The sequence below is a fragment of the Acinetobacter sp. YH12218 genome (genome assembly GCF_013417925.1).
Lineage (GTDB): Bacteria > Pseudomonadota > Gammaproteobacteria > Pseudomonadales > Moraxellaceae > Acinetobacter > Acinetobacter amyesii.
Genome location: NZ_VPDB01000003.1, coordinates 12,347 through 29,922 on the forward strand (window position 1 = coordinate 12,347; position 17,576 = coordinate 29,922).

Below are 17,576 nucleotides of genomic sequence, written 5' to 3' on the forward strand. Positions count from 1 at the left end.
TTTTCGGGAAATGTGTAGAAAATCTACACTGGATAAAAATTAAACAAGCCTAAAAGATGTGCGCATAATAATAAGCAAAAAAATACTTGTCAAATTTTGTACGAAAAAATATTAAAATATGTAACATAAATAATTGATTTTGTTTACGAATAAATTTTATATACTTTGCCTGTGTAGAAATGGAGGATAAAATAGGCATGTTTTGTAAAAATCAGCGCTTGCTCAAGGCCGAAAAATCATCATGAAATCTAACTTAATTACCCGTGGTGGACACGATTTATTGGTCGCTGAACTTCAACATTTATGGCATGAAGAACGACCTGAAATTACCAAAAAAGTGAACTGGGCGGCCAGTCTTGGCGACCGTTCGGAAAACGCGGATTATCAATATAATAAGCAATTGTTACGCAAAATTGACCGACGTGTACGCTATTTGGGAAAACGTTTGGAGGAGCTACGTATTATCGATTATTCACCCGAACAAAAAGGGAAAGTCTATTTTGGGGCGTGGGTCGATATTGAAAATGATGAAGGCGAACAAAAAACGTTAAGGATCGTGGGGGTAGATGAAATTTATGATCATCATCCACAGCATATCTCAATTGATTCACCTATGGCTCGAGCACTCCTGTCCAAGCAAGTGGATGATGAGGTCGAAGTCCTGACCCCACTGGGAAAAAAATGTTGGTATATCAATTCAATTCGTTATGAAATGGGCGAAAGTACTGAAAAATAACAAACTGCTCTTATTTTGTTCAATTGGACGTGTTTTTTACAAAATAATTTGCCATTGCTGAAATTTATTTATATGATGGCGGCCATGGAAGCGTGGCAGAGCGGTTTAATGCACCGGTCTTGAAAACCGACGAGGGCGCGAGTCCTCCGTGAGTTCGAATCTCACCGCTTCCGCCAAATTCAAAAACCCTGATGTTTTAACATCAGGGTTTTTTTATATGCGTAAATTGAGGCAATGTAATTAGCTATGATCTTAAGTTAGTATATATTGATTGAGCATCTGTTTTTCAGCTCTAAGCCAAAATTTTACAATCGCCTAAATTTTGTCTGAACGATTCGCCAAGTGTTCAAAATAAGGCAAAATAATTTGCCAATCTGAATTTTTATTTATATGATAGCGGCCATGGAAGCGTGGCAGAGCGGTTTAATGCACCGGTCTTGAAAACCGACGAGGGCGCGAGTCCTCCGTGAGTTCGAATCTCACCGCTTCCGCCATATTCAAAAAACCCCAATGTTTTACATTGGGGTTTTTTTTGCCTAAAATTTTTGAATTATTTTTTCGACAGGCGAAGCTGATATACAGCATGGATATGACATGCTATTAATTATTCACAATAAACAGAAAACAAGATCAATCGATTTAGAAAAGGAATTCATCCATGCAGAAACCAGAGCTTATTCATGAACTGGAATGGCAAGCGCGTTGTCAATTGGCGGCACTGTATCGCTTGGTGGCTTATTATAAAATGACCGACTTAATTGATACCCATATCAGCCTGCGTTTAAGTCATGAACCAGATCATTTTCTGATTAATCGCTATGGTGTGACCTTTGACAAAATGACGGCTTCGGATTTGGTCAAAATTGATCATGAAGGTAAAATTGTTGAAACCTATGATGCAGGGAAGATGGTGAATGTAGCAGGCTTTGTGATTCATTCTGCCTTACATCATGCGCGTGCAAATATTAATTGCGTGATTCATACGCATACTGCGGATGGCGTGGCAGTTTCTGCACAGGAACATGGATTATTGCCAATCTCACAACATGCGTTAAAGTTCTATCAGAACATTGCTTATCATGAATATGAGGGCATAGCCTTTTCAACTGAAGAGCGTGAAAGATTGGTACAGGATATGAGGCATTATCGCTGTATGATTTTACGTAATCACGGTTTGCTTGCGACTGGTGATAGTGTGGCACGGGCATTTCATGAAATTTACTTTTTAGAACGAGCTTGTCAAATTCAAGTAAAAGCATTGTCGAGTGCTACATTGCATTATCCAAGTCCGAAGGTTTGTGAACATACGTTGCAGCAGTTTGAAAATCCGATGGCCGAGCCCATTATTCAAGCGGCTTGGCAGGCGGCCTTGTCCTTAATTGACGATCAGCAGTCAGATTATTGCAGATAATATAATTTTCAATCATCTAGCTCATAGAGTATAGGCGCTATGCCTTATGTGCAGAAGAATAGTCATGGCTTGAGCAACGCGTTATCATGTTCATAGTGGAACTATGAGATGAACTATGAAAATCGTTGCAGATGAAAATCTGGCATTTACTGAGTATTTTTTTGCCGAATTTGGTGAAATAAAGCAAGCGGCAGGTCGAACATTGACCCATGCAGATGTCAAAGAAGCCGATGCATTGTTGGTACGATCGGTGACTCAGGTAAATGCAGACTTAATTCAACAGACCGCACTCAAATTTGTCGGTAGTGCTACGATTGGAACAGATCATTTAGATATTACTGCTTTAGAAAAGCAGGGGATTGCTTGGTCAAATGCCGCAGGTTGTAATGCACAAGCGGTTGCTGAATATGTGATTACGGCATTGCTTTATGTTAAACCTGAATTGTTGAATGCAAATGAAAAATTTACCTTGGGCATTGTTGGTTTAGGTAATGTTGGTTCACGTTTAGCCGTCATGGCAGAATTATTCGGTTGGAATGTCATTGGCTATGATCCATTTGTGCAATCTGATCAGGTGAAACAAGTTGAATTTGCAGAACTGTTAAAAAGTGCAGATGCGATTAGTGCCCATGTCCCACTGACCAAAGAGGGTGAACATCCAACCTATCATTTAATCAATGCTGCTGCGCTTGCTGCTATGAAGCCAACTGCGATCTTGATTAATTCCGCGCGTGGGCCAGTGGTCGAAGAAGCTGCCTTAATTGCCGATATTCAACAGACACAGCGTAAAGTGGTCTTAGACGTTTTTGAGCATGAGCCAGAGATTTCAGCAGCGTTGTTAGATTTAATTTACGTGGTGACACCACATATTGCGGGCTATAGCTTGGAAGGTAAAGCACGTGGCACACAGATGATCTATGAAGCATTTTGTCAAACTTTCAAGCAACCGATAAATAAAGCTTTTGAAAGTCAGTTGCCCGTCTGTGAGCAGTATTTTACGGGTGCTGACTTTAAGACGGTATTACAGCGTTATTTAAAAGATATTTATGACATCGCTCGTGATGATGCCAACTTACGTGCTTGCCTAAAAGACGGCAAGGTGGATCAAAAAGCCTTTGATTATTTACGTAAAACCTATCCTTTACGCCGTGAATGGGCTGCACATGGAGGCCCAGCAGCATGAGTCAAATGAACTTTCAACCGAGTTGTGAACTCACTGCACTTCGTGCACGTGCCACGATGTATGCTCAAATTCGCCAGTTTTTTGCGGCACGTGATGTACTAGAAGTGGAAACACCTGTGCTTTCTCAAGCGGGTGTCACCGATGTGCATTTAGCATCGGTACAGGCTCAGCGCCATGTGAATGGTCAAAAGCACACGCATTATTTGCAAACTTCACCTGAATTTGCCATGAAACGTCTGTTGGCAAGTGGCAGTGGATCTATTTACCAAATCTGTAAAGTTTTCCGTGATGATGAACATGGACGTAAACACAACAGTGAATTCACCATGTTGGAATGGTACCGTCCGGGTTTTAGCTTAAAAGACTTGATGTTTGAAGTGACGGACTTATTGAATGAAACTTTGAAACAGCGCTTTGGTGAAGTTCGTCCAACTATTTTGAGCTATAAGCATGCCTTTATGGATCGTTTGGATTTGAACCCGTTACAAGCTTCTTTACAAGATCTGAAAGATTGCTGTCGTCGTGTGGGGCTAAGCTTAGATCTGGGTGAAGACCGTTTAGGCTATATCGATTTATTGTTCTCGCATTATGTTGAGCCGAGCCTCGGTTTTGATACGCCAGTGTTCCTTACAGATTTTCCACCGGAAATGGCTTCTTTGGCGAAAACCCGTGTGGACGAAGATGGTGAATTGGTTGCAGCACGATTTGAGCTATATATCGAAGGTTTAGAGTTAGCAAATGCTTATGATGAACTGATTGATGCAGACGTTTTACGCCGTCGTTTTGAGGCGGATAATGCAGAGCGCGCTAAACTTGGCTTGCATGTGATGCCGATTGATGAATATTTGCTTGCTGCATTACCGTATATGAGTGAGTGTGCAGGTATAGCCTTAGGCATTGATCGATTGCTAATGGTGGCAACGAATCAGTTAAAACTTGAAAAAGTCATTAGTTTCCCAGCTGATATTTCTTAAAAAATGTCTGGGTCGGCTGATGGTAAAATTGGCCGATCAATTTAAATATTTAGTAAAACCCAAACTATAGGCTTCAAACCCTAAATTTTGATAAAAAGCATGTGCGGCATAGCGTTCAGGACGATTACCACTGTTGAGTAAAATACGTTTTAGACCTTGTCGCCGAGCGCTTTGCTCAATGGCTTGCATGAAGCGTCGCCCTAAACCTTGACCGCGGTAACGGGCATCAATGACAAAAGCCTGACTCCGAATAAATTCTTCCTCAAACTCCCAACTGTATTGTTGGATAAAACCTGCATAACCAATGACGCGGTCATCAGCCGTCATCACCACGGTTTGATAATGCTTATCCAAATGAATCAACTGCCATTGCTGTTGGAGTCGCTCTAGTGGTATTTCATAACCCAATTGGAGTGTGAGTTGATGAATGTCGAGGAGATCTTCTTGGAGTTGTAACGGACGAATTTGGGGATGCATATTGTCAGCTCGATGGTTTTCCTTAGAGCATAGATAAAAGTGCATAAAGGTGAATGCTGATATTTTTCAAAGCTTATCTATATCTGAAAGGGCAAGGTGAAATATTGCAAAAGTTAAAGTTTTAAAAATATAGAAAAGGTAAAAAAAAGCACCCGAAGGTGCTCTAATTATGCTTCAACTGCATATTGACTGGTTTTAAGTGCCGCAATGGCTTGAATACGTCGTTCAATTAGCATTTCACCAATATCCGGCCCTGATACATCTGGAGGAAGATCGGCAGCTTTAATATTACGAACCACTTGCATCGCATCTAAAACGTATTGAGCTTGTGGATAGGCACGATCCTCTAAACCTAAGCGACCACGTGAATCACATTCACAGGCTTGTACAAAGGCCTCTACGCGTTCAGGACGGCGTAGCACATCCATACGTTGTAATAGACGCCATAATGTACCCGGTTTTAAATTTAAGGCTTGATGGCATTTTAAATGCTCTTTACACACGGAGATGGCCAATTGTTTGGTATTGGTGGGAACACGCATACGGTCACAGACTTCGGTAACGGGTTTTACACCACGCTCTTCATGCATGATATGGCGCGGTAACTCATCCACTGGAGTGAGTGCTTTGCCCAAGTCGTGTACAAGTACAGCAAAACGAACATCCAAAGAATAATTGGCACGACAGGCTTGCTGCAATGACATCATGGTATGAATACCACAGTCTATTTCAGGATGATATTCAGGACGCTGTGGAATACCGTATAACGCATCAATTTCAGGGAATAAGACTTTTAAAGCGCCACAGGCTCTTAAGACTTCAAAATATTCATCTGCATGGTCTTCCATTAATGCACGGGATGTTTCCTTCCATACGCGTTCAGGTGTGAGGGCTTCAAGCTCGCCAGATTTGGCAAGCTCTTGCATCAACGCAAGTGTTTCTTCAGCCACTTTAAAACCTAAAGCTTTATAACGTGCTGCAAAACGTGCAATCCGCAGAACTCGCAATGGATCTTCGACGAAGGCATCAGACACATGGCGAAGGATGCGTCGCTCTAAATCTTGTTGACCATGGTAGGGATCATAAATTTGGCCTGCATCATCCATGGCAATCGCATTGATCGTGAGGTCACGTCGAATGAGATCTTGTTCGAGTGTGACATTGACGTCGGTATAAAATTCAAAGCCATGATACCCATGTCCAGACTTACGTTCTGTACGGGCTAAGGCATATTCGTCTTTGGTCTCTGGATGAAGAAAAACAGGGAAATCTTTACCCACAGGTTGATAACCTTGAGCAAGTAATTGTTCCGGCGTTGCACCGACAACGACATAATCTTTTTCGTGATAGGGGTGCCCGAGCAAGTGATCTCGAACTGCACCGCCTACTAAATAAACTTGCATGAAAAAACCTCTATTCTTAGAGCAATCATGCTACAGAACAGAGGTTTTCTCAAGTCACAAAGTGTGTTCAGGTCAACTAAATTAGAGTGCTAATTTTTCGTTTTCTTGAATCTCTGCAACAGTCAATGCAGTCATATTCACTAAACGGCGAGTTGTCGCTGTTGGCGTTAAAATATGAACGGGTTTTGCAGCACCCAAAAGAATTGGGCCAATCGTCACGTTACTACCTGAAGTTGATTTCAACAAGTTGAACGAAATGTTCGCTGCATCCAGATTAGGCATAATCAGCAAGTTCGCAGAACCTTTAAAACGTGAGTTCGGGTATGCGAAATGACGAATATTTTCATCCAATGCGGCATCACCATGCATTTCACCTTCAACCTCAAGTTCAGGTGCAATTTCTGACAAAATATCATAAACCTTACGCATTTTTTGAGCGCTAGGATCATTTTGGTCAGAACCGAAACTTGAGTGAGAAAGCAATGCTACACGCGGCGTAATACCAAAACGGCGGACTTCTTCAGCCGCTAAAATAGTCATTTCAGCAAGCTGTTCAGCTGTTGGGTTACGGTTAATGTAAGTGTCGGCAATAAACAAGTTACGATCTTCAAGCATTAATGCATTCAGCGTGAAGAAGTTATTACGGCCTTCTTTTAGCCCAATCACATTGCTGACGAAGTCTAAGTGAATGTCATAGCTAGAATAAGTACCACATAGCATACCGTCAGCCACACCATGACGAACCAGCATTGCAGCGATCAGGGTAGAGCGACGACGTGCTTCACGCTGAGCGTATTCAGGTGTTACACCTTTACGTTGCATGATGCTGTAGTAATCGTCAGCAAACTTATCGTAATCAGGGTTTTTCTCTTGATCGACGATAGTGATGTTCACGCCGTCTTCAAGACGTAGACCTAATTTCTTGATGTTCGCTTCAATGACTGCAGGACGACCGACAAGAATTGGTTTTGCTAAACCTTCATCAACAGCAATTTGCACCGCGCGAAGTACACGTAAATCTTCACCTTCAGCATATGCAATGCGTTTCGGATCAGTTTTCGCTTGCGCAAAAATTGGTTTCATCATAAACGCAGAGTTGTAGACGAATTCAGATAAACGTTGACGATATGCAGAGAAGTCTTGAATCGGACGAGTTGCAACACCAGAATCCATCGCTGCTTGTGCAATTGCAGGTGCAATTTCAAGAATCAAACGTTGATCTAATGGGCGCGGAATCAGGTAATCACGACCAAATGAAGCAGATTTTTCACCATACGATGCAGCATCAGCTTCGACATGCGCCATGCGAGCAATCGCATGTACACAAGCAATCTTCATCTCTTCATTAATCGTAGTTGCGCCAACATCTAGTGCACCACGGAAAATATAAGGGAAGCAAAGTGCATTGTTCACTTGGTTTGGATAGTCTGAACGACCAGTTGCCATAATCACGTCTGGACGTGCTTCATGTGCATGTTCAGGAAGAATTTCAGGGTCTGGGTTAGCAAGGGCAAAGATAATCGGATCTTTCGCCATGACTTTAACCATTTCTTTGGTCAAAATACCTGCTGCTGAAAGACCGAGGAACATGTCCGCACCTTCCATTACATCAGCAAGCTGAGAGCCTTCGATGTCTTGAACGTATGCCTTTTTCGACTCATCCAAGCCTTCACGTTTAGTCGTCAATAAACCGCGTGAATCTGCCACAACGATGTTTTCTTTTTTCACGCCAAGTGCGCAAAGTAAGTTCAAACATGAAAGGGCAGCAGCACCTGCGCCAGAAGCGACAATTTTGATTTCTTCAATTTTTTTGCCATTGAGTTGAAGTGCATTCAGTAATGCAGAACCCACAATGATTGATGTACCGTGTTGGTCATCATGGAACACAGGAATATTCATGCGTTCACGAAGTTTTTGCTCGATGTAGAAACACTCTGGGGCCTTGATGTCTTCAAGGTTGATACCACCGAAAGTTGGTTCCAATGCTGCAACGATATCTACGATTTTGTCTGGATCGTTTTCAGCAATTTCAATGTCAAAAACATCAACACCAGCGAATTTTTTGAATAGAACGCCTTTACCTTCCATAACAGGTTTTGACGCTAAAGGACCAATGTTACCTAAGCCCAGTACGGCTGTACCGTTACTGACTACAGCAACAAGATTACCGCGCGCTGTGTAAAGTGCAGCAGTAGATGGGTCGCGTTCAATTTCTAAACAAGGTGCAGCGACACCTGGCGAGTATGCGAGGGCTAAATCGTGTTGGTTGACCAATTGTTTGCTTGGTGTAACGCTGATTTTCCCCGGAGTTGGAAATTCGTGATAATACAAAGCCTGCTGTTTTAAAGATTGATCGTCCATCTGTATCTCGATTGTGTTTTGTTTATCCAATATAAAGCTGCAATGCTTGCTTTATCCGCTTGAATATAACATTAGTTGCACAGTTGGGACAGTCGAAGTCGCGTCTTTTTTAGACAATCTTATAGCTCAGGCATAGTGACTTATATTAAGTAAGTATAAGCAGGCGAAGAGATATTATTTTCAAGGAACACGGTTGCCTCTTCTTGTGGCAGTGGCTTAGAGAAAAAATACCCTTGAGCAATGTCACATTCTAAGTCTTGTAGATACTGTAACTGCTGTTCAGTTTCAATCCCTTCAGCGACTACCGTCATGCCCATCGCTTTACCCATGGCAATCATGGCACTAACGATGGCCAATTGTTTATTTTCACCAATTTTAGAGATAAAACTGCGGTCTATTTTTAAAATATCAATTGGAAAATCAGCTAGATAGGATAGAGAAGAATAGCCCGTACCAAAGTCATCAAGTGAAATATTGATTTTACGTTTTTTTATTTCGTTTAATAGTTCACGTACTGAATCTAGATTTTCGACTAAAGAAGATTCTGTAATTTCCAGTTCCAGACTGGCACCCTCAATTTGATTGGCATCTATCGCTTCATCGAGATCATTTAATAATTGTCCACGGCGCAGTTGCTGCGCAACAATATTGACGGATACACAAATATTTTGATAACCCAAATTATTCCAAAAGCGAATTTGCTGCGCGGTTTTTTGCAGGACAAAACGCCCGATATCGGAAATTAAACTGGTTTGTTCTGCTAAAGGAATAAATAAGCTCGGTGGTATTAAGCCTTTTTCAGGATGATTCCAGCGCACCAAGGCTTCAAAACCGTAAATATTTTTATCACGGAAATTGATCTTCGGTTGGTAATACACAACCAGCTCATTATTTTGAATGGCTTTACGTAAGTCTCGTTCCAAGAAGATCCCTTGCTCTAATAATGCGGTATTTTCATTGGAATAATAACGTGTAGTATTGCCTCCCAAATTTTTGGCTTCACTCAGCGCTTGTTCTGCACAGTTATTTAGATAATCTAGCTGACGGCCATGCTCAGGGTAGAACGCGACGCCCATCGATAAAGTGATGACATGATCTTGGCCAAAAATATTAAATGGAATGCTAAAGGCTTTATTGATGCGTTCACAATGCTCTTGCACAGAAGGGCGGATGTGTGAAATTTCATACACAATCGCAAAATCATCGCCATTTAAATGTGCAACAAACAGAGCTTCGGCATTGGTCAGACGCAAACGCTGTGCGACTTGGCGTAACAGTTCGTCACCACCATTGTTGCTGAGATATTCATTTAATGGACGGAAACGGTCGATGTTTAAACGTATGACGGCCAACTGTTTAATCGAATCTTGTTGCGAAACTAAATACTGATGCAGTTGATAGTTGTAATAAAAACGGTTCGGCAAATCCGTTAAGGTGTCATAATTTTCTAAATAAGATAAACGTTGTTCTTGCAATTTACGTTCTGTTAAATCTGAGACAATTCCAATGTAATGGGTGACGCGATTTTGATCATCCGTAATCGCATTAATATGCATCCATAGTGTCAGTTCTTTACCTGAAAGAAATTTTTCGTGCAATTCACCATCATACTCACCAATTTTCAGCACTTGTTTAATGATCGAATAGTGCATACTACGTTGAATTGATTTGTAATTTGCAGTGATATCAAAAAGATGTTTACCAATAATTTGGTCGTAGTTAAAGCCGGTTAATTGTTCGTAAAACGGATTGACTTCGATATAGCACAGCTCTTCATTTAAAATGAAAATCCCTTCAGCAGCTTGTTCGAGTACACTGGCTGCAAGTTTTAAACGTTCTTGAGACGTCCGTTCTTGATGGATATCACGACGAATACCGACCATGCGCAAGGGCTTGCGGTTATCTGGATCGCGTTGAATGACTCGCCCTATATCATGTACCCAACTCCATTTTCCTTGACTGTTTTGAATCCGATAGGTGGCCTCATAACGGTCTTTAAATCCACGAAGATGTTGAATCATTGCTGATTTAAAATGAGGAATATCATCAGGATGAATCACATGCTGTAATTGTTGCTGATGCTCTTTCGAATGTCTAAGGGTTTTTTCTTGCTTATAGTTGGTGACCACGATTTTACGATCTTTGATATTCCAATCCCAAGGGCGTAAACCGGCGATTTCATGTGCAAGGACTAAATTGGCTTGTTGGTTTTCTAAATCCTTGTTCATTTGCTCAATGTCGAAGGTCCGCTCTTTGACTTTCTGTTCAAGTATTTGGTTACCTAGCTGTAGTTGTAATTCGATGTCACGTGATTTGTTGACTTCGTCTTGGAGCTGCTGACACAGTTCATCAGTCCATTTGACTTGTTGCTTGGCACTATCGACCAGTAGGTTATTTTTAGCATGTAAAGTCGATACACGACGATGAATTCGATATGACGTCATGGCGCACATTAGAATCACAATGAGCCCAAAATTAATACTCAGGCTAAATAAGTGATTTGAACCATCTAAGAAAAAGAACTGTGCAATCAGATAAGGCACGATAGACGGGATAAATGCCAAACAAAAATAATTGAGTTTTTGCGTCAAATAGGTCAAACCAAAGGTTTGTGTCACGATCAAGAGTAGGGCGGAGAGCGTTAAGGCCTGAATCGGTTCAAAGCTTTGATTGGTCGCAGGTAAATAGTAAAAAATTAAAAAGATACCGCTCGCAATCAGCGTGCCGACTGAAAAACACTGAAACTGTAGCCAACGATGCGCAATCATCAGTGAATATTGTTCAGGTTTAAAATAAACGGTGCTAATCAGCCAACATAAACTGACAAAAACTTCGGTAAAAATAAACCAAATATTGAAATATAAAGATGGCGATTTATAAAAAATTTGATATATCGAAAAAATATATAAGCAAATAATCAGAATACTGACTAAAAAATAGCGGCTATGGCGAATCGTGTTCGCAATTTGAGCAGTATGATTGTACTGCTTGATATATTCATCTTGTTTATACGTCATGAATATAAAAACCCTGCCTTAACCAAATTTAGATCGTTGTATTTGTATTGTTCCTGAGAGTATTTGTTTATTCTTAGTAACAAATCATTTGTTTTTATTGACTCTAGGGTAATTGCGTTACAAATAAAAAGCAATATCGAGGATGTCATCATTGATGCTTTCAGATGAACTATCGAGTAAAAATTAAATAAATTTATAATTTAAAATTGAAAGTGCAACTACAGGTGCAGTTTCTGTGCGAAGGACACGTTCACCGATACACCAGTTCACAAAACCTTTCTCATTTGCTGCGCTGATCTCGGCTTCGCTCAAGCCACCTTCAGGGCCAATCAGTAAGGCAAAGTGCGGGTCAGCATCAGCTAATACATCAGCTTCATCTTTATTGGGTGCGAGTACCAATTTAGTTGTCGGCAGATCACTTTCCAACCATTTTTCAAGGGAAAGTGGCGCAAGTACTTTAGGGACAATGTTGAGACCACACTGTTCGCAAGCTGCAATGGCAATACCTTGCCAATGGTCGAGTTTCTTTTGATCACGATCGTACTTCAAACGCATTTCACAACGTTCTGAAGTGAGTAGTTGAATTTCCGAAACACCGAGTTCCACAGCTTTTTGAATCGCATAATCCATGCGGTCGCCTTTGCTCATCACTTGACCCAATAGTGCCGTAAAATGTGGTGTGCGATTGCTTGGATTGAATTGCAAAACTTGGACGGCAGCCGACTTTTTAGCGACTTCAACCAATTCAACATGGTATTCGCCACCTTGCCCATTGAACAAAGTGGCAGTTTCGCCTACTTGAGCACGTAAAACTTTTACCCAGTGATGAAACACTGTTTCCGTTAATTCAACAGTCGTATCAACAGTTAAATCAGCTTCAATATAAAAACGTGGCATTAAAGTTTTACTCTCAAAAAGGTCGAAATGTCTTATGCAAGACCGAGGTCTTTCACAAGTTGACGTGTAGGGTCAGTGGTGTTCATGGTGTAGAAGTGCAAGCTTGGCGCACCGCCAGCAATCAGGCGTTCGCAAAGTTTAACAATCACTTCATGACCAAAAGCTTTGATAGAAGCAGTGTCATCGCCATAAGTCGCAAGCTGTTTACGAATCCAGCGAGGAATTTCTGCACCTGTACCATCAGCAAAGCGGATTAAATTGCTTGCATTGGTAATCGGCATAATGCCTGGCGCTACAGGAATTTTCACGCCTTCTTTTTGAATGCGCTCTACAAAGTAGAAGTATGCATCTGGATTAAAGAAGAACTGTGTCAAAGCTGCGTTTGCGCCCGCATTGGCTTTATCGCAGAAACGTTTGATGTCGAGATCAAAGCTGTCTGCTTGCGGATGCATTTCAGGATAAGCCGCCACTTCAATGTGGAAATGGTCACCTGAATGCTCACGGATAAAACGCACAAGATCAGTTGCATAAGGCAATTCGCCTAAGCCCACTTGGCCAGACGGTAAGTCGCCGCGCAGCGCAACAATGCGGTCAATACCTTGTGATTTATACAAATCTAGCAATTCAGCAATACGTTCTTTGCTGTCACCGATACAAGACAGGTGAGGAGCAACTGGCGTGCCTTTACCGTTGAAATCGTTCAATGTAGACAAAGTACGTTCACGGGTAGAACCGCCTGCACCATAAGTCACAGAGAAAAATTCAGGATTTAATAATTGTAGTTCTTGGTGTACAACTTTAAGTTTTTCCGCGCCCGCATCAGTTTTGGTCGGGAAGAACTCAAAGGAAATAGGAATCTGTTTTGACATGTTCAAATCCTTTTTTATAAATACTATTTATTTAGACCTCTCCCTAGCCCTCTCCTGAGAGGAGAGGGAACGTCCATTATAAATTTACTTAATAATGAAAAGTCCCTTCTCCCTGTGGGAGAAGGCTAGGATGAGGGGGAATATAAAACTTAGTATTTATAAGCCTCAGCTTTGAACGGACCTTCAACTTGAACACCGAGGTAATCCGCTTGTTCTTGAGTCAAAGTTGTCAATACGCCACCGAAACCAGCAACCATTGCCGCAGCAACTTCTTCGTCTAATTTCTTAGGAATAAGTTCTACACGGATTGCAGCTTGTTTTTGATCTTCTGGAAGATCAGCAAATTTTTCAGCGAATAGGTGCATTTGCCCCAATACTTGGTTAGCAAAAGAACCATCCATAATACGCGATGGGTGACCAGTTGCGTTACCAAGGTTCACCAAACGACCTTCAGAAAGAAGGATTAAGTAATCGTTTTCATTTTCGGTACGATACACTTGGTGAACTTGTGGCTTCACTTCAACCCACTTGTAACCGCGTAGGTAGTTTGTATCGATTTCAGTGTCGAAGTGACCGATGTTACAAACTACAGCGCCAGCTTTTAATGAATCAAGCATTGCTGCGTCACATACGTGGTAGTTACCAGTCGTTGTTACGATCAAGTCAGTATTTTGAAGAAGGTCAAGGTTGATGTCTTCTTTCTTGCCAGTTTGAATGCCATTTTTATACGGAGCAACAACTTCGAAACCGTCCATGCATGCTTGCATTGCGCAGATTGGGTCAACTTCAGTTACACGTACAATCATGCCTTCTTGACGAAGTGATTGAGCAGAACCTTTACCTACGTCGCCATAACCGATTACAAGCGCACGACGACCAGATAAAAGCATATCTGTACCACGTTTGATTGCATCGTTTAATGAGTGGCGGCAGCCGTATTTATTGTCATTTTTAGACTTGGTTACAGAGTCATTTACGTTAATCGCTGGAACTTTTAAAGTACCGTCGCGGTGCATTTCGTAAAGACGTTGAACACCTGTAGTGGTTTCTTCTGTAATACCGTGGATTTTAGCAATCACTTCAGGATATTTTTCGTGAACAAGCGCAGTTAAGTCACCGCCATCATCCAGAATCATGTTGGCATCCCAAGGTGTACCGTTCACATTGATTTGCTGTTCAAGACACCACATGTATTCTTCTTCAGTTTCGCCTTTCCAAGCAAATACAGGAATACCTGCAGCAGCGATTGCAGCAGCAGCGTGGTCTTGAGTAGAGAAGATGTTGCATGAAGTCCAGCGTACTTCTGCGCCCAATTCAACTAGAGTTTCAATTAAAACTGCAGTTTGAATGGTCATGTGGATACAGCCAAGGATTTTCGCACCAGCAAGCGGTTTAGCCGCTGCATAGCGTTTGCGAAGACCCATTAGGGCTGGCATTTCTGCTTCTGCAAGTTTGATTTCTTTACGGCCGTAGTCAGCTAGTGAAATATCGGCAACTTTATAATCTGTAAATGAAGCATTAACCGCGTTCATCACGATCTCCTTAATAAAAACAATTGATCATTCAGTTCGCGGATGCCGTTGTTGATTGGAACGAGTGTCCAACCGAATCGTCGAGCCTAGCGATCTTATATTTAGTGCCTATAAGAAAGTCGCAGCATCCCTCGACTAGCGGAGTATTGTACTTGGAAATAGAGTGAGTTCCAATCAAAAATTGGTTAATATGTAGATGAATAATCTGATAATAAAAAGATAATAACGTACATATCATGAATATATTAAAATTTAATATTTTCCTAGTTTTACTCGTATCTTCACAAGCTGTCTCAGCAAGGCGAGGCGACTTTTCACCACAAGATATTTTTTTTCTGCCTTTAATTTTGATTGGGGTTTTATCCTTATTTAAATTTTCAGGCTTTATTGAAAATTATACGAAAGGCTTAAATTTAACCCTTAGAGTAGTCATAAAAGCAGTGAGTTTTATTATTTTGATTGGCATCATTGCCCTTATAATTATCGGGATAGGGCTAATTTCTGAGTATATTCCTGAAAAATGGTCGATGATATTCTAGTGCAATTTTAAATATAAAAAATTGGAAGCTAATAATGAAAAAATTAACTGCATTCATATGCTTGTGTTTTTCAGCACTAACATATGCCAACGATTCAACAGGCTATGTGGCAACGGGAGGGGTGCAGTACCTGAAAAATAAAGATATTCAAATGTTCGGTGAAGACCTGTTTATTAGTAAAAAAATTATTAAGGTTGATTACCAGTTCAAAAATTTAAGCAATAAAGATGTGACTGAAACGGTTTTATTTCCGTTGCCGAAAGTTGAAAACTTCTTTGAATCTGATTTTGCCAATACTGAAAAATTGCTCAAAAGTTTTAAAGTTCAGGTGAATGGAAAAGCGATTCAGCCTGAAATGCACGTGCGCACTTTTATCCAAAAAGATGAAAAAACAGCCCCGATTGATATGACGGAGAGTTTTAAGCAATGCGGATTTACGGAAAAAGACATGCTAAATCCGTGGAGCAGGCAAGATGTTGAATATGAAACTTTTGAGGCAAAGCTCAGAAACTGTAAAAATGCAGCGCTGCAAAAAACCTTGCCTAAAGATCCCAATGAAACCATTTCATGGTCATCTCAAGTGATTTACAGCTGGAAGCAAACATTTAAAGCCAAAGCATTTACTCGCGTACAGCATCAATATGCACCGCTAGTGGGTGGGTCTGTGGCTTTATATCCTGATGAATATAATAAAAGTTATTGTATGGATCAAAACTTTAAGGCCGGACTCAGAAAGGCTAAATCACAGCATGCACCATTTCAAGCGCTGGGCTATATCTTAAAAACTGGTGCCAATTGGGCAAAGCCTATTCAAGATTTTAAACTGACTATCGAGCGTGATGCAGGAGAGTTGGTTTCTTTTTGCTGGGCAGGTAAAGTGAAGAAAATCAGCGCTACGCAGTTTCAAATGGTTGAAAAGAATTTTGTGCCCAAACAAGATTTGGACATTATTTTTGTGCATGTGAAATCAGGTCTGGATTAAAACTTGCAGGCAAAACTGCTGCGATTTGTTTATCATCGTCCATAAGCAATTTTGAGTTTTGATATATGTCGATGGAAATACCTGATGAGTTGGCAAATTTAGAAGCCAATGGCGGCATTTATGCAGTGTGGATGTTGCTGCAGCACTTAGGTATAGATGCAGACATTCAGCAGCTCATCGAAGTTTGCGCTTATGAAGCTGGCCATGGCACAACAACCATTGGTTTGGCTGTAGGACTGAAAAAGTTTGGCTTTCTAGTAAAGTTTTACACAGAGCATGATCCTGAGCTGCAAGACAGTGAAAAACGCAGCTATGCAGAAGCGGATCAATTGGAACTGCCTATATTACCTGCAATTGGCTATGCACAAATCCAGCAGGCTTTTGAACAAAATCAGTTTGTGATTGTCTATTACGACACCCTAGACGGAGTGGGGAATCATTCCTTGGTGTATGACATTGATGAGACAGAGATCAGTTTCTTTGACAGCTTTGATGCCATGCCAGCAGACGTATTTGAACAGCAGCGTGGTGCGGAAGGCATTTGCCGACAAGTCATTATTGTGGATGTAAATGATTATGTGGCGAGCTGAGCCATATTGTTGAATGAAAAAAGCCCATCATGAGATGGGCTTTATTTTTTAGAAAATAATTGGATTATTGCTCAGCCATATTGGCTTTTTCATTCCAAAAATCTGCTTTTTCTTCATCGGCGTCGATGCCTAATCCATTGGCATAAATAAAAGCCAAATCACGCATGGCCTGAACTTCACCTAATTTTGCAGATTGTTCAACCAGTTCAATGGATTTAGCGACATCTTTTTCCACCACATCGCCGCGACGGTAAAAATTGGCCAATTCTAAAATAGCAGCAGGATGGTCATGCTTCGCCGCTTGTTCTAACCAGCGGTGCGCATGTTCAAAATAGGTTTTAGATTCTTCCGGATCTTCTTCGAGCATATCTTTGGCATAGACTGCATAGCCTTCACCCAGCCAATACATTGCTTCTACATGACCTAACTGAGCTGCTTTGAGTGCCCATTCTTCTGCAAGTTCAACATGCTCATCATTTTCACTTTGCATATAAATTTCAGCCAGTTCAAATTGAGCATCTTTATTGCCTGCCATGGCACGGTTATATAAAGCAGGAGAGATCGAAAGTTCAGACATGTGTAATCCAAAAGAGCAGAATAGGCAT

15 protein-coding genes and 2 tRNA genes are annotated in these 17,576 nt (G+C 41.1%); 9 read left to right on the forward strand and 8 right to left on the reverse strand.

The window, feature by feature from the left end; all coding sequences use genetic code 11:
• The first annotated feature begins 241 nt into the window (after positions 1-241).
• The 6 genes from greB to epmA all read left to right on the forward strand — a co-directional run bounded on the left by greB (position 242) and on the right by epmA (position 4,304).
• Entirely contained in the window at positions 242-736 is a 495-nt protein-coding gene (greB, locus tag FTV03_RS01425) for a transcription elongation factor GreB (RefSeq protein WP_180003371.1), read from the forward strand.
• Positions 737-822: 86 nt separating this feature from the next.
• Positions 823-912, forward strand: a tRNA-Ser gene (locus tag FTV03_RS01430).
• A 228-nt stretch (positions 913-1,140) separates the two neighbouring features.
• Positions 1,141-1,230: transfer RNA gene (locus FTV03_RS01435), tRNA-Ser, on the forward strand.
• Between the two features lie 164 nt (positions 1,231-1,394).
• Entirely contained in the window at positions 1,395-2,147 is a 753-nt protein-coding gene (locus tag FTV03_RS01440) for a class II aldolase/adducin family protein (protein ID WP_180039592.1), read from the forward strand.
• Positions 2,148-2,262: 115 nt separating this feature from the next.
• Entirely contained in the window at positions 2,263-3,330 is a 1,068-nt protein-coding gene (locus FTV03_RS01445; RefSeq protein ID WP_180039594.1) for a 4-phosphoerythronate dehydrogenase, read from the forward strand.
• 5 nt (positions 3,331-3,335) lie between these two features.
• Complete coding sequence (gene epmA / locus FTV03_RS01450; RefSeq protein ID WP_373687937.1) at positions 3,336-4,304, forward strand: EF-P lysine aminoacylase EpmA; 969 nt, start codon at positions 3,336-3,338, stop codon at positions 4,302-4,304.
• Between the two features lie 36 nt (positions 4,305-4,340).
• Here the strand turns inward: epmA and FTV03_RS01455 are convergent, their stop codons facing one another.
• The 7 genes from FTV03_RS01455 to ahcY form a co-directional block, all read right to left on the reverse strand.
• Positions 4,341-4,781, reverse strand: a complete 441-nt coding sequence (locus tag FTV03_RS01455) for a GNAT family N-acetyltransferase (protein WP_180039598.1) — start codon at positions 4,779-4,781, stop codon at positions 4,341-4,343.
• A 167-nt stretch (positions 4,782-4,948) separates the two neighbouring features.
• Positions 4,949-6,184 carry a multifunctional CCA addition/repair protein gene (locus FTV03_RS01460; RefSeq protein WP_180039600.1) on the reverse strand — a complete coding sequence of 412 codons (1,236 nt, stop codon included), beginning with the start codon at positions 6,182-6,184 and terminating at the stop codon, positions 4,949-4,951.
• A gap of 81 nt (positions 6,185-6,265) precedes the next feature.
• On the reverse strand, positions 6,266-8,545 hold the full coding sequence (locus FTV03_RS01465) for an NADP-dependent malic enzyme (RefSeq protein ID WP_078192090.1): 2,280 nt from the start codon (positions 8,543-8,545) through the stop codon (positions 6,266-6,268).
• Positions 8,546-8,685: 140 nt separating this feature from the next.
• Positions 8,686-11,562: an EAL domain-containing protein gene (locus tag FTV03_RS01470; protein WP_180039602.1), complete on the reverse strand. Its 2,877-nt coding sequence runs from the start codon at positions 11,560-11,562 to the stop codon at positions 8,686-8,688.
• 183 nt (positions 11,563-11,745) lie between these two features.
• A complete protein-coding gene (locus FTV03_RS01475; protein ID WP_180039604.1) occupies positions 11,746-12,459 on the reverse strand; it encodes a 16S rRNA (uracil(1498)-N(3))-methyltransferase in 714 nt (237 codons plus the stop codon).
• A gap of 32 nt (positions 12,460-12,491) precedes the next feature.
• A complete protein-coding gene (metF, locus tag FTV03_RS01480) occupies positions 12,492-13,328 on the reverse strand; it encodes a methylenetetrahydrofolate reductase [NAD(P)H] (protein ID WP_180039606.1) in 837 nt (278 codons plus the stop codon).
• 149 nt (positions 13,329-13,477) lie between these two features.
• The gene (gene ahcY / locus FTV03_RS01485) at positions 13,478-14,860 is read right to left on the reverse strand and encodes an adenosylhomocysteinase (protein ID WP_180039608.1); all 1,383 of its coding nucleotides are present in this window, start codon (positions 14,858-14,860) and stop codon (positions 13,478-13,480) included.
• A gap of 236 nt (positions 14,861-15,096) precedes the next feature.
• On the opposite strand from ahcY, the gene FTV03_RS01490 reads away from it, so the two are divergent.
• From FTV03_RS01490 to FTV03_RS01500, 3 genes are all read left to right on the forward strand, one after another.
• The gene (locus FTV03_RS01490) at positions 15,097-15,399 is read left to right on the forward strand and encodes a hypothetical protein (RefSeq protein ID WP_111883908.1); all 303 of its coding nucleotides are present in this window, start codon (positions 15,097-15,099) and stop codon (positions 15,397-15,399) included.
• A gap of 34 nt (positions 15,400-15,433) precedes the next feature.
• Positions 15,434-16,381: a DUF4424 family protein gene (locus FTV03_RS01495; protein WP_180039610.1), complete on the forward strand. Its 948-nt coding sequence runs from the start codon at positions 15,434-15,436 to the stop codon at positions 16,379-16,381.
• 65 nt (positions 16,382-16,446) lie between these two features.
• Positions 16,447-16,971 (forward strand): peptidase C39, encoded by a 525-nt coding sequence (locus FTV03_RS01500; protein ID WP_180039612.1) that lies wholly within the window; start codon positions 16,447-16,449, stop codon positions 16,969-16,971.
• 64 nt (positions 16,972-17,035) lie between these two features.
• Here the strand turns inward: FTV03_RS01500 and FTV03_RS01505 are convergent, their stop codons facing one another.
• On the reverse strand, positions 17,036-17,548 hold the full coding sequence (locus FTV03_RS01505; protein ID WP_180008352.1) for a tetratricopeptide repeat protein: 513 nt from the start codon (positions 17,546-17,548) through the stop codon (positions 17,036-17,038).
• Positions 17,549-17,576 lie beyond the last annotated feature (28 nt).